At 52.0% G+C, this 13,561-nt stretch carries 12 protein-coding genes and 1 tRNA gene; all 13 read left to right on the forward strand.

The features are described from left to right. On the forward strand, window positions 1–956 hold a 956-nt coding region (locus B2633_RS04900; protein WP_483169531.1), incomplete at its 5' end, for a YkvI family membrane protein. A gap of 5 nt (window positions 957–961) precedes the next feature. After that, window positions 962–2,407: an L-seryl-tRNA(Sec) selenium transferase gene (gene selA, locus B2633_RS04905; protein ID WP_483169533.1), complete on the forward strand. Its 1,446-nt coding sequence runs from the start codon at window positions 962–964 to the stop codon at window positions 2,405–2,407. A 2-nt stretch (window positions 2,408–2,409) separates the two neighbouring features. After that, a complete protein-coding gene (gene selB / locus B2633_RS04910; RefSeq protein WP_483169534.1) occupies window positions 2,410–4,308 on the forward strand; it encodes a selenocysteine-specific translation elongation factor in 1,899 nt (632 codons plus the stop codon). 23 nt (window positions 4,309–4,331) lie between these two features. Continuing rightward, window positions 4,332–5,327 carry an acyl-CoA dehydratase activase-related protein gene (locus B2633_RS04915; protein ID WP_483169535.1) on the forward strand — a complete coding sequence of 332 codons (996 nt, stop codon included), beginning with the start codon at window positions 4,332–4,334 and terminating at the stop codon, window positions 5,325–5,327. After that, the gene (locus B2633_RS04920; protein ID WP_483169537.1) at window positions 5,324–6,433 is read left to right on the forward strand and encodes a CoA protein activase; all 1,110 of its coding nucleotides are present in this window, start codon (window positions 5,324–5,326) and stop codon (window positions 6,431–6,433) included. The genes B2633_RS04915 and B2633_RS04920 overlap by 4 nt, the downstream gene beginning before the upstream one ends. Further along, a complete protein-coding gene (locus B2633_RS04925; RefSeq protein ID WP_483169548.1) occupies window positions 6,433–7,392 on the forward strand; it encodes an acyl-CoA dehydratase activase in 960 nt (319 codons plus the stop codon). Before B2633_RS04920 ends, B2633_RS04925 begins: the two co-directional genes overlap by 1 nt. An 81-nt stretch (window positions 7,393–7,473) precedes the next feature. Then, the gene (locus B2633_RS04930; RefSeq protein WP_483169539.1) at window positions 7,474–8,646 is read left to right on the forward strand and encodes an ABC transporter substrate-binding protein; all 1,173 of its coding nucleotides are present in this window, start codon (window positions 7,474–7,476) and stop codon (window positions 8,644–8,646) included. Window positions 8,647–8,715: 69 nt separating this feature from the next. After that, window positions 8,716–9,597: a branched-chain amino acid ABC transporter permease gene (locus B2633_RS04935; protein WP_481041920.1), complete on the forward strand. Its 882-nt coding sequence runs from the start codon at window positions 8,716–8,718 to the stop codon at window positions 9,595–9,597. A gap of 9 nt (window positions 9,598–9,606) precedes the next feature. Next, window positions 9,607–10,557, forward strand: a complete 951-nt coding sequence (locus tag B2633_RS04940) for a branched-chain amino acid ABC transporter permease (RefSeq protein ID WP_483169541.1) — start codon at window positions 9,607–9,609, stop codon at window positions 10,555–10,557. After that, window positions 10,554–11,321, forward strand: a complete 768-nt coding sequence (locus B2633_RS04945) for an ABC transporter ATP-binding protein (RefSeq protein WP_483169543.1) — start codon at window positions 10,554–10,556, stop codon at window positions 11,319–11,321. The genes B2633_RS04940 and B2633_RS04945 overlap by 4 nt, the downstream gene beginning before the upstream one ends. Beyond that, a complete protein-coding gene (locus B2633_RS04950) occupies window positions 11,321–12,025 on the forward strand; it encodes an ABC transporter ATP-binding protein (RefSeq protein ID WP_481041916.1) in 705 nt (234 codons plus the stop codon). Before B2633_RS04945 ends, B2633_RS04950 begins: the two co-directional genes overlap by 1 nt. Before the next feature lie 35 nt (window positions 12,026–12,060). Beyond that, window positions 12,061–12,723 carry a CBS and ACT domain-containing protein gene (locus B2633_RS04955; protein ID WP_483169544.1) on the forward strand — a complete coding sequence of 221 codons (663 nt, stop codon included), beginning with the start codon at window positions 12,061–12,063 and terminating at the stop codon, window positions 12,721–12,723. A gap of 230 nt (window positions 12,724–12,953) precedes the next feature. Further along, window positions 12,954–13,051, forward strand: a tRNA-Sec gene (locus tag B2633_RS04960). Window positions 13,052–13,561: the final 510 nt, after the last annotated feature.

A 13,561-nucleotide genomic window follows, 5' to 3' on the forward strand; every position in this document is an offset into this window, starting at 1 on the left:
TTAGCCTGGTTTTATTCGCTCTATGCGGCGGCTTCTTGATGCATCTGGCTCACCGCCACAAGGTCTCCAATTATCAGGATCTGCTGCTCATAATGGGGGGCAGTTCCATTAGCCGGGTGATTGACTTGGGTCTGGCCTGTTTTTTGTTCCTGGGAATCAGCACCATGTTATCCGCCAGTGGAGCAGTATTCCACGAGCATTTGCATCTGCCCAAAAATCTGGGTATCGCAACGGCTTACCTGGCTGTTCTGATAGCCCTTTTGGCCGGCAAAAAAGGGCTGGTATACTCGTATAATATTTTGGTGCCCATAAAAATCGTACTGCTGTTAATTATAAGCGCTTATGCCGCCTTCCATGTCCCGCCGGTCAATCCGGCTGTAATGACGGCCTTTGTTCACACCCCCATGAAGCTCGACTGGCTTCTGGCCGCATTTTTGTATGTCGCCTATAATTTCGCTCTGGCAATGGTAGTACTGGTGGAATACCAATCGCTGACCACCCCTAAAAAGGGTATTATTGGCGCAGTTTATGGCGGACTCTTATTGGGGATCTTGATCATAATGATGTTTTTGGCCCTTAATCGCTATTTGCCGGTAGTGTTCCATTATCAGGTGCCGATGCTGTTCGTCGCCGGGCAGCTGTCCCCGGCCGCCAAGCTGGTATATAGTCTGGTCTTATGGGTGGGCATCATCACCACTGCCATTGCCAATGCCTATGGGATCACCCAGCGGGTGGCGCACCTGATTGGCATCCGCTATAACTTGTGCCTGCTGTGCTGTCTGACCCTGGCGGTGCCGGTGGCCACCCAGAGCTTTTCATCCCTGGTGGGGCACATTTACCCGGCTTTTGGGGTGTTAGGCCTCAGTATACTCGCTATGGTGCTGTATTGGGGCGGAAAAGACATCATTGGTGAAATATACTATAATATAAAAAACTTTCGGCACCGGGAGTGTTAAGAGCAATGGATCATTTAAAGAACATCCCCAATATGGACGAGATATTAAAACATCCTGAAGTGGCGGCTTTAATTGCCCAGGTCCGGCGTGACATGGTGGTTTCCGCCGCCCGCGCGGTGGTGGCGCAGCTGCGTGCCCAATTGATAAAACGGCCGCAGACCATCCCCAAGACCATAATGCTGGAAGAGGTGGTAAAGCTCATCAAAACCCGCATCAGCGCACTGACCACCGGGACTTTGCAAGAGGTGGTCAATGGCACCGGAGTAGTTCTGCATACCAACCTGGGCAGAGCCCCGTTAGCTGAGTCCGCTCTGGAGGAGATCCAAGGCCTGGCGGCCTGCTACACCAATCTGGAATTGGATCTGCAGAGCGGAGAGAGGGGTTCCCGCTATCGCCACCTGGAAGAACTGTTAATCACGCTGACCGGGGCTGAAGCAGCCCTGGTGGTAAACAACAACGCCGCAGCCGTGTTACTGGGCTTAAATACCATGGCTGCAGGGCGCGAAGTAATTGTCTCCCGCGGCCAATTAGTGGAAATTGGCGGGGCATTTCGCATACCTGAAGTTATGAAGGCTTCCGGGGCCCGTTTGGTTGAAGTGGGGACAACCAATAAAACCTACCCCGGAGATTTCCTGGAGGCCATCCGGCCCGAAACCGCGCTCCTGTTCAGCGCGCATACCTCAAATTACAGGATTGTAGGCTTTACCCGCGAGGCAACGCTGGCGGAAATGGTACAGGCGGGCAGACAAGCCGGGCTGCCGGTGATGCACGATCTGGGCAGCGGGGTGCTTTTTGACCTCAGCCCCTGGGGGCTTAAAGAGGAACCTACGGTACAGGCCTCAATCAATGCCGGAGCGGACGTGGTTACTTTCAGCGGCGATAAGCTCTTAGGGGGACCGCAAGCCGGCATCATTGTAGGAAAAAAGACCTATATCGATGCGATGAAGAAAAACCAGCTTTTGCGCGCCCTAAGGGTGGATAAGCTGACTATTGCGGCCCTGGAGGGCACCCTTAAGACCTATTTAACTGCAGAGCCACAGCTGCTGGTTCCGGTTCTGCGGATGCTGACCGTCAGCGCAGAGGAATTGGAACAGAGCAGCTTCAGGCTCTGCAGCCAGTTGCAGGAGGCGATCGGGGATCACCCCCAGGTAGTCAGCATCATGACGGTAGCATTGGAGGACCGGGTGGGCGGCGGCGCCTACCCCATACATAGCCTGCCCGGATTCGGGGTGGAAATTGCCTTTAAAAGCCGGCTTGAGACCATTGCCAGGCTCCTGCGCGAATCCCGTCCCGCCCTTTTGGCAAGGATACAGGACAATTGCCTCCTGATCAGTGTGCGCACCCTCAGGGCCGGGGACCTGCAGCAAGTTGCAGGGCTGTTGCAGCAGACCCTGCACCGGCTCGGTATGGAGGACAAAACTGGCGCCCCTGAAGGCCTGAAGGAGAGATGATCATGAAGAGATTTATTGTCGGCACCGCAGGACATATTGATCATGGCAAGACTACTCTGGTAAAAGCCCTGACCGGGGTTGATACCGACCGTCTCAAAGAGGAGAAACAGCGCGGCATTTCAATTGAACTGGGCTTTGCTCCCTTCAAGCTGCCCAGTGGGCAGAAGGCTGCCGTTGTCGATGTTCCCGGTCATGAGCGTTTTATCCGCCATATGCTGGCCGGTGCTTTTGGTATAGATATGGTCCTGCTGACCATCGCCGCTGACGAAGGCATCATGCCGCAAACCCGGGAACACATGGATATCATCGAGTTGTTGGGGGTTGATAAAGGCCTGGTGGTGATCACCAAAATGGATCTGGTCGATGAGGAATGGATGCTGATGGTGGAGGAGGAAGTCAGCGAATACCTCAAAGGGAGTATTCTGGAGGGAGCCCCGATTATCGCGGTCTCGGCAGTGACAAAGGAAGGGATACCCCAACTTCTGGCGGCTATTGAGAGCATCGCGGAGCAGGTGCAGGAAAGAAGTGCGGAAGGCTATGCCCGCTTGCCCATCGACCGGGCTTTTACTATCGCCGGCTTTGGAACCGTGGTGACCGGCACCCTGTGGTCGGGGCAGATCAATACCGGCGACGCCCTGGAGTTGATGCCCAGCGGGCTTCATGTCAAGGTGCGCAATCTCCATGTACATAATGAAAGAGTGGCTACGGCTTATGCGGGACAAAGGGTGGCCGTCAATCTGCAAGGCATAGAGCTGGCCGAGGTGAGTCGGGGCGAATTACTGGCCACACCGGGGGTTCTGGCACCGAGTTACCGCATCGACGCCCGCCTTAAATTGATCAAATCCAGCAAACGCAATTTGTCCAACTGGAACCGGGTGCGCTTTCACCTGGGAACTGATGAGACCATGGGGCGGATAGTCTTGCTGGATCGTGAACAGCTTAATCCGGGGGAGGAAGCCCTGGTGCAGCTGGTTATGGAGAAGCCGGTGGTGGCTTATAAAGGAGACCGCTTTGTAATTCGCTATTACTCTCCCGTAACCACTATCGGCGGCGGAGTGGTGATTGATCCTCAGGCCCCCAAGCAGAAGCGCTTCAGGGAGGAAGTCCTGGAAGAATTGAGCATGAAAGAGGAAGGCAGTCTCTACGAGCGCATCCTTTTGGAATTAGAAAACAAGCCCGAAGAAATCATGTCTTTGCCGGACCTGGTGAAACTTACCGGTAGTACGGTCTCCGCAGTTTCGGCCGAGCTGGAACAGCTACAACAGGATGGCATGGTTGAAGACCTTAAGAATGGAGATTACATAAGCCAGAAAGGCCTGGGGCTTATCCGCGAACACATTCACGATTGGCTGCAAAAATACCACCGCCAGTACCCGCTGCGCAGCGGCTATTCACGGGAAGATCTGCGCAGCCGGTTTTTTTCCAAAATCAATGCCCGCCGTTTCAATTTGATCGTCAAATACCTGGAAGAACAAAACTTCCTGGTGTCGGTGCAGAATAACCTGGCTCTGCCAGAACATGAGCCTGTGCCCGGTCCTCAAGAGCAAGAAATAATAAACCAGGTTATGACTGCTATGGAAAAAGACCTTTTTAGCCCTCCCGCCTTGAATGAATTAAAGGCGGTTTTACAGGTAAGCGATAGCGCTTTCAACGAGGTGGCGGCCTATCTGTTGGACAGCGGGCAGCTGGTGAAAATCAGCCAGGAAATGGTTTTCTCCGCCAAGGCCTTGCAGACCGGCAAACAGATTCTGCAGGATTTCTTTGCCAGCCAGAGAGAATTGACCCTGGCGGCGGTCAGGGATCTGTTCAATACCTCTCGTAAGTACGCTCTGCCTTTGATAGAATATTATGATAGGATTCGTTTTACGAAAAGAGTGGGAGACATCAGGGTTAAGATCTAATCGCTGCAGTGGAGGATTTTGTATTGTATAGAGTTGGGATACCTCGCAGTTTGGCTTACTTTTTTTACCTGCCGCTGTGGAAAACCTTTATCACTGAATTGGGCCATGAGGTGATCGAATCCCCCCCTACCAGCAGGGCGATACTGGATCGAGGGGTCAAAGAGGCCGTTAACGATGCTTGCATACCCATCAAGCTATATCATGGACATGCCGCTTACCTGGCGGAGCGATGCGATTTACTGTTTTGCCCGCGACTGGTCAGCGTCCGCAAACACGGCGACTTTGGCAGTGAAACCTTCTGCCCCAAATTTCTGGGTTTGCCGGACATGGTGCGTCTGGCTTTGAACCCCCTCCCACCGCTGATCGATGTGCGCATAGATTTGAAGCAGCCTCGAACCGGACTGTGGGATGCCGCCTGTGAGGTGGGGCAAAAATTGGGGCATGGACAGGCCGAGATCAAGCGGGCTTTGCGCCTGGCGCAAGCCGCCCAGCAGAGCTTCCGCAACCTCTGCCAGCGGGGCGTACTGGTTCCGGATGCCCTGGAAGCGGTTTTAAACGGAAAGAAGGTCTCCCCGAAAGCTACGCCCGGCCATGACCTCACCATCGCGGTGGTCGGTTATCCCTATGTGATTTATGATCCTTATATTAATGCCGGGCTGTTTAAGATATTGCAAGAGGAAGGGGTAAACATCGTAACCCAGGACATGCTGACAGATCAGATTTTGAACTGGCAAGCCCGAGAGCTGCCCAAGACCCTGTTCTGGTACTTTTCCAACCGGGCCGTTTATGGAGGACTGCATTTCATGAAGAAAGGCCGCGTGGATGGGATGATTCATGTGACTGCTTTCGCCTGCGGGCCTGACTCCATGGTGGATCGTCTTCTGGAAATCGAGGTACGACGCCGCAGCAGTATGCCCTATCTGGCCATAGCGGTTGATGAACACACCGGAGAAGCCGGAGTAAGGACAAGAGTCGAAGCCTTTCTGGACATGCTGCGTTATCAGAGGAAGGGAAAATGAAAATCAGTTTTCCCCGCATGGGGTATTCATACATAGCTTTTAAATGGCTGGTGGAAAATCTCGGCCATGAGTGTATCGTGCCTCCCGAACCCAGCAATCACACGCTGGATCTGGGAGTGCGCTATGCCCCCGAATTTGCCTGCATTCCCTTCAAGATCCTATTGGGCACCTATATCGAAGTAGCCCAAATGGGGGCGCAAGCAGTCATTACCTCCGGAGGGATGGGGCCTTGCCGGGCCGGATACTACTGGGTGATGCACAAGTACCTGCTAGAGGAAATGGGTCTGCCCATGCAGATCATAGCCATGGAAATGCCCCTTTTGAACCTGGGTGACTTCTGGGGAAAGATCAACCGGCTGCGCCGCAGCGGCGGGGTTTCATTAAAAGAACTGGCCCGGATACTGAAGATAACCTGGGAAAAGGTTAAGGCCATCGACGACATAGAAATCCGTTCCCATCAGGTGCGGCCGCTGGAGGTCAAGCGGGGCGACACCACCCGGGCCATCAATGAAGGACTGGCTTTTATAGACGCGGCCCAGCGGGAACACGAAATCGCCGAGGCGCGCCAGGAAGCCTTGGCTCGCTTGGACAGGGTTCCGCAGGATCAGAGCCGGAATCCTTTGAAAATCGGTATTATCGGCGAGATTTACGTGGTATTGGAACCGGCTGCCAATCATTATATTCAGCTGCTGCTGGGGGAGATGGGGGTGGAAACCGACCGCTCCATTTATCTGAGCGCTTATGCCCGTAAGAACACCATTGTAAATCTGGAAGGGGATCTTTTCGCCATCGCCCGCCCTTACCTTAATGAAGCCCCTATCGGCGGCCACGGGGTAAACAGTATTGCGGAAACCATTTTATATGCCCGGCACGGCTTTGACGGCGTGGTGCAGCTGGCTCCCTTTTCCTGCATACCCGAAATCGTGGCCAAGAGCATTATCCCGGCAGTGAGCCGCGACTTTGACATTCCGGTGCAAACCATATTTATAGATGAACAGACCGGCAGAGCAGGGGTGCAAACCCGTCTGGAAGCCTTTGTCGATCTTTTGCAGTGGCGGCGTTCCCGCCGTGAAACCGTTGTTGAGAAGAGGGTGTTGCAAGGATGATAAAAGCTTATCTGGGAGTGGATGTGGGCTCGGTAAGCACCAACCTAGTGATTATGGATGAAAACGGCCAGTTATTGGCGAGCAGCTACCTGCGCACTAATGGCCGCCCCATTCAAACCGTTCAGGAAGGAATTCAAGCCCTGGGTCGCGAACTAGCACAAGAGGTTAATATCATGGGATGCGGAACCACCGGCAGTGCCCGCTATTTAACCAGCATGATCATCGGGGCGGACGTGGTTAAGAACGAAATTACCGCGCATGCTATCGCGGCCTCGCATGAGATTGAGAATGTGCATACCATTATCGAAATAGGGGGACAGGATTCCAAGATTATCATTTTGCGGGGCGGGGTGGTTACTGATTTTGCCATGAACACGGTCTGCGCAGCAGGCACCGGGTCGTTTTTGGATCAGCAGGCCAGCCGGCTTTGTATTCCCATTGAGGAATTCGGCGGGTATGCGGCCAAAGCCCGCAACCCGGTCCGGATTGCGGGCCGCTGCGCAGTTTTCGCCGAATCCGATATGATCCATAAGCAGCAACTGGGACATAATCTGGAGGATATCGTAGCCGGACTTTGTGAAGCCCTGGTCAGAAACTATATGAACAATGTCGGCAAGGGCAAGGAAATCCTGGCCCCGGTGGTCTTTCAAGGCGGAGTGGCAGCCAACCTCGGCCTGGTACAAGCCTTTAACAAATATCTGGGTTTTGAAGTGTTGGTTCCCAGGCATCATGGGGTAATGGGAGCCATCGGAGCCGCCTATCTGGCCAGGGATGCAGTGGGCAAAAAAGGGCAGACCAGCTTTAAAGGCTTTGATCTTGAAAAGATTGACTTTAGAACCACCAGCTTTGAATGTAAGGGTTGCTCCAATGCCTGTGAAGTGGTACAGTTCTTTGAGAATAAAAACTTGATTGCCCGCTGGGGAGACCGCTGCGGCAAATGGGAGCTGCAGGTGGGATGACCTTCGATAATAGAAAGATACGGAGGCTTTAGCGCCTTGCTATGGAGGCGTAAAAGATAAAAGCAAAAAGGAGGACGAATGATGCAGGTGAAACGTTGTTTAACAGTATTGGTATTGGTTTTATTCGCCATGGGGATCGTTGCCGGTTGCGGAACCAATAATACCAACCAGCAGGGGACTCCCGCGCCGCAAGGCACCGAAATCCTGGTAGGCTTGAACTGTGAGCTGTCAGGTGGGGTGGCCAGTTATGGGACCAATGCAGCCAATGGCGCCAAATTAGCCTTTGAAGAAATCAATGCTAAAGGCGGGGTATTGGGAAAACAGATTAAGGTCTTGGAGCGGGACAGCCAATCTAAAACCGATGAAGCCATGAATGTCAGCGCCGACCTGGTCAGCAAGGGCGTTGTAGCCCAGATCGGACCGCTGGTAAGCGGAGCGGTGGCCGCATGTACTCCGGTTATGAATGAGAACAAGGTGCCCCTGATCGCACCGGCCGCTACTGCGCCGGGAGCAACCGTGGACGAAAAGACCGGACAGACCTTCCCTTACATATTCCGGGCTTGCTTCCTGGATTCTGACCAGGGGGTGCGTATGGCAGAATTCGCTTATGATACCCTGGGACTGAAGACCGCAGCTATCTATGGCAGCACCTCTGACGACTATGCCAAAGGCCTAGCCAAATATTTCAAAGAGGCATTTGAAGCCAAAGGTGGTAAAATAGTTGCGAATGAGGGTTATGTCACTGGAGATAAGGATTTCAAAGCCACATTGACTAAAATCAAGGCGACCCAACCGGCATTCATCTACGTGCCCGGTTACTATCAAGAAGTCTCCATTCTGATTAAACAGGCCCGTGAATTGGGCATTACCGCTCCCATGGGCGGGGGCGACGGCTGGGATTCCCCTGACATGGTGACTGTGGCCGGTGCGGCGGCTCTGAACGATACCTATTTTACCAACCATTATTCAGTGCAAGACCCCAAACCGGCCATTGCCAACTTTGTTAAAGCCTATGAGACCAAATACAGCAAAACTCCGGACTCATTCGCTGCATTAGGCTATGATTCAGCCTATCTGCTGGTTGAAGCCATAAAATCGGCCGACTCTGCGGATCCGGTCAAAGTAGCCGAAGCCCTGGCTAAAACTAAGGATTTTCCGGGCATAACCGGAACCATGACCTTTAACGAAAAACATAATCCGGTTAAGAGTATTGTGGTTATAGAATTTAAAGACGGGAAACTGGTATCCCATTAAGAATCCAAACGTGAAGCCAGGAGAGGGACAGCCCCTCTCCTGGCCTTACAAACGGAGGCAGTAAATTATATGGTTGAGTTTATGCAACAAATGGTCAATGGATTGTCGTTGGGGGCAATTTATGCCCTGATAGCCCTGGGCTATACCATGGTATACGGAATCATCCTGTTAATTAACTTCGCCCATGGCGACATCATGATGGTAGGGGCCTATGTAGGCTTTTTTTCTATAACGATGCTGGGCAGCAACGTGTTTGTGGCCCTGTTGTTCGCCATGTTAGCCTGTGCAGCCCTGGGGGTCCTTATAGAAAAGATCGCTTACCGACCTTTGCGCAATTCCACACGGATTGCGGCCTTAATCACTGCCATCGGCGCCTCGCTTTTTTTGGAATATGTCACCATCTTCTTCTTAACCCCGGAACAGCGGGTTTTCCCGGCTGAGGCCTTCCCGATGCATCAGTATCAAATCATGGGGCTCTACATCTCCAACAAAGACATCTTCATAATAGTCTTGGCGGTGGTCTTGATGGTGCTTTTGCAGTATATAGTGAAACGCACCCGGGCCGGCAAAGCCATGCGGGCGGTTTCTTTGGATCAAGAGGCCGCTGTTCTCATGGGGATAAGTGTTGATAAGACCATATCGTTTACCTTTGCCCTGGGCTCGGCCCTAGCTGCCGCCGCCGGGGTATTGATCGGGATCTATTACGGCACCATCAATCCGCTCATGGGCATCATCCCCGGTCTGAAAGCGTTTGTGGCTGCGGTTCTGGGGGGGATAGGCATTATCCCCGGGGCCATGGTCGGGGGGTTTCTGATGGGTATTCTGGAAACCATGGTCAGCGGCTATGGCAGCAGCATGTACCGCGACGCGGTGGCCTTCGGGGTGTTGATTTTGATTTTGCTCATTAAGCCGACAGGGATCTTCGGCCGTAATGAGAGTGAAAAAGTGTAGGTGAAAAACATGCCGTCATCAAAGAGGCAATGGCTTTGGTTATTGATAAACATCGTGGTCCTGGCCGGGATTTTCACCCTGGTACAGTATATGATAGCGACCAGGATGCTCAACCAGTATTATCAGATCAACCTGGCCGCTATGGCTATCAACATTATCCTGTCAGTTAGTTTAAACTTGATCAACGGATTTACCGGGCAGCTGTCTCTGGGGCATGCCGGTTTCATGGCGGTTGGCGCCTATGTTTCAGCAATATGCACCAAAAATATGGATCTGCCCTTCATCATCGCCATCATAGCAGGCTGTCTGGCCGCAGCTCTGGCGGGATTCATTATCGGGGTGCCCACCTTAAGGCTGCGGGGGGATTACCTGGCTATAGCCACTCTGGGTTTTGGAGAAATCATCCGGGTTATTCTCCAGAATATTGAAGAATTAGGGGGACCGGCAGGGATTGTCGGCATCAGCCGCTTGACCACCTGGCCCTACCTTTTTGGTGCCATAGTGTTTACTATTATTATCATTCAAAATCTCATTAACTCCAGCTTTGGCCGCGCCATAATATCGGTTCGCGAGGATGAAGTGGCCGCAGAAATGATGGGGATTCATACCACCTGGTATAAGGTTCTGGCCTTTATGATCGGGGCCGGGTTGGCCGGCCTGGCCGGGGCGTTATTCGCCCATTATTTTTACATTATCAAGCCGGAGACCTTTAACTTTTTGAAATCATTCGACATACTGGTTATGGTGGTTTTAGGCGGCCTGGGCAGCACCACCGGAGCGGTCCTGGCGGCCATCTTCATTACGGTATTGACTGCATATTTGCAAGCCTTTCCGGCCGTTCGCATGATTATCTATGCTTTGATCCTGGTGCTGGTGATGATCTATCGGCCTCAGGGCATGCTGGGCAATAAAGAATTGACCCGCAAGACATTCGGCCGGTTTTGGGGAGGATCAGCATGACGATACTAAACCTACAGAATCTTTCCAAATCATTTGGCGGATTGAGCGCGTTGGCGGATGTCAACCTGGCTATTGAATCCGGGGAGCTGGTGGGGCTGATAGGCCCCAATGGCGCGGGCAAGACCACGGTGTTTAATCTCATCACCGGGGTCTACCGTCCCGACCAGGGGCATATACTATTTGATGAGAATCCAATGGAAGGACTCCTGCCGTATAAGATCTGCCAGCGGGGGGTTGCCAGAACCTTCCAGAACATTCGTTTATTCAAGCAATTGTCGGTTCTGGATAATGTGAAAATCGCACTGCATAAAGATGTGCCTTATCAGCTTTATGCCGCCATATTGCGTTTACCGGCTTTTTTCCGAGGCGAAGCCAGCATAGAGGAAGAAGCCCGGCGCTATTTAAGAATTTTCGGGCTGGAGGAAAAACAGTCGGAAATAGCCTCCAGTTTGCCTTACGGTGAGCAGCGCCGCCTGGAGATCGCCCGGGCTCTGGCCACACGGCCGCGGCTGCTCATACTGGATGAACCGGCTGCAGGCATGAACCCGCAGGAAACTCAGAACCTGATGGAATTGATCCGCTGGATCAGAGAGGAATTTGAACTAACCATACTTTTGATAGAACATGATATGTCTCTGGTGATGGGGGTTTGTGAGCGAATCTATGTCCTGGATTACGGGCAGATTATTGCTCAGGGGATTCCCGACGAGATTAAAAACAACCCGCGCGTCATTGAAGCCTATCTGGGCGAGGAGGTAAGCTAATGCTCAACATACAGGGAATCGATGTGTATTATGGCGCCATTCACGCTTTAAAGAACCTCAGCCTGGATGTGGAACAAGGCAGCATAGTGACCTTGATCGGTGCCAATGGCGCCGGCAAAACCACTACCTTAAAAACCATTTCCGGTTTATTGCGCAGCAAAAGCGGGGCTATCACCTTTAAGAACCATGATATCACCCGCCTGGCGCCCGAAAAAATAGTGGCCCTGGGGATATCCCAGGTTCCGGAAGGCCGCCGGGTCTTTTCCACCATGAGTGTTCTGGAAAACCTGGAAACCGGGGCCTACCTGCGCCGGGATAAAAAAGCCATTGCCAGTGATATGGAGGAGGTCTTTACCCGTTTCCCCCGCTTGCTGGAGAGGAAAAAACAGCTGGCCGGAACCTTGAGCGGAGGAGAGCAACAGATGCTGGCCATTGGCCGGGCTTTAATGGCCAGACCGGAACTGATGCTCATGGATGAACCCTCTATGGGACTGGCGCCTTTGCTGGTTAAGGAGATCTTCGAGATTATCAAAGAGATCAACAGCCGCGGGACCACCATTCTCCTGGTGGAGCAGAATGCTCATATGGCCTTGTCCATCGCCCATCAGGCCTATGTCATAGAAACCGGCGAGATTGTGCTTTCCGGAAGCGCCAAAGAGCTGATGAACAGCGAAGCAGTGAAAAAAGCCTACCTGGGCGGATAAGCCCCAAGAGGCACCCTGCAGAGGGAGGGAATCAGATGAAAGTAAAAGACAGAATGAGCACCGATGTCAAAACCGCAACCATGGATACCAGTTTGATGGAAGCCTTGCACATGATGGAGGAGAACAGCATACGCCGCATCCCTATCATGGATAAGACCAAGTTGGTAGGGATCGTTACCTTGAGTGACTTGAACCGGGCGGCGCCTTCCGCAGTGACATCACTGAGCATTCACGAGATAAACTATTTGCTGGGCAAAACCAAACTCAAAGACATCGTCCCCAAGAAACAGCAGGTTATTACTATTGGCAGCGAAAACTATATTGAGACTGCTGCCAAGGTCATGCGCGCCAACAATGTCAGCGGCCTCCCGGTGGTTGATGACGGACGTCTGGTAGGGATTGTGACCGAAACCAACATATTTGACGCTTTAATTGACATTCTCGGGGTTTACCAGGCCCACAGCCGCCTGGATTTATACGTGCCTGACGGACAGGGCAGGCTGGCCGAGATCACCGGTATCATTTCCAAGATGGGCATTAATATCCTCAATGCGGTGGCGTATTATGACGAGAAAAAGAATCTCTACAAGATCATCATCCGTATTGAAGAACTGGATACTGCAGCACTGGCCGAAGAACTCAAATCACACGGTTATCAGGTTGATTCAGTGCTGGTGGTGGAGGATACCGAACGGTAATCGTGGCCCAATTGACCTTGACAGTCATATAGCCTGAACCAATGGTCTGCGTATATCAAGCGCAGACCTTGCTGTGTAAATTTTTACATATAGGGGGATGCTTAGTTTAAGTGCGGGAGACTTTCTGCGGTATTACATCAAATACCAGACAAAAAACGAGGATATTTGCCCGCGTTTATGTTAATATATCATGTGGAGAAGCGATAGTGGTTCTCTCTCTATCCATGCACGGAAGCGGATCGGTCCTGGTGGGCCGCCTGGACTTCAAATCCAGTTGTGCGGCGGCGATCCCGTCGCGGGTGAGTTCGATTCTCACACGCTTCCGCCAGATATTTAAGGCTTTAAAGGCTTTACGATATGTTTTCACAAGTACCCAATTATGCAAACAAGTGTTCTAAAATGTATGTTTCTGCAAACTAATTCTCCACTTTTTCGCCACTCTGATTCATGAGTCCATCAAACTGTGAGTCCAGTCTAGCAAAAAATCCATATCAGGAGGACTGGATCAAATTATATCGACTGGACTAATTGCCCTCAGAAATAAGGAGGGCTTTTTTCATGGCAAAAATGTAAGTAATCATTATTAAACTGTGGTTAACCAATACCCAATAAAGTGCTTCTCCAGCATTTCTTGACTCTCTCACCCGAATGACAATCCTCTGCATCATAGCGGCCTGAGATTGGCCTAATATTCGGAATGATCAGGACCCCCTGTTTTTACAGTAGATCCTATCTTACTCCTCGCATATCCTTCTCGGACCTGTTCCGATGGAACGAAGCATATGGTGTATCATTTTGAGACATATTACCATGCCCTACGATGTATTAAAATGCGAAA

Origin of the sequence: Syntrophomonas sp. UBA1041 (genome assembly GCF_002316705.1) — a bacterium.
GTDB lineage: Bacteria > Bacillota > Syntrophomonadia > Syntrophomonadales > Syntrophomonadaceae > DTU019.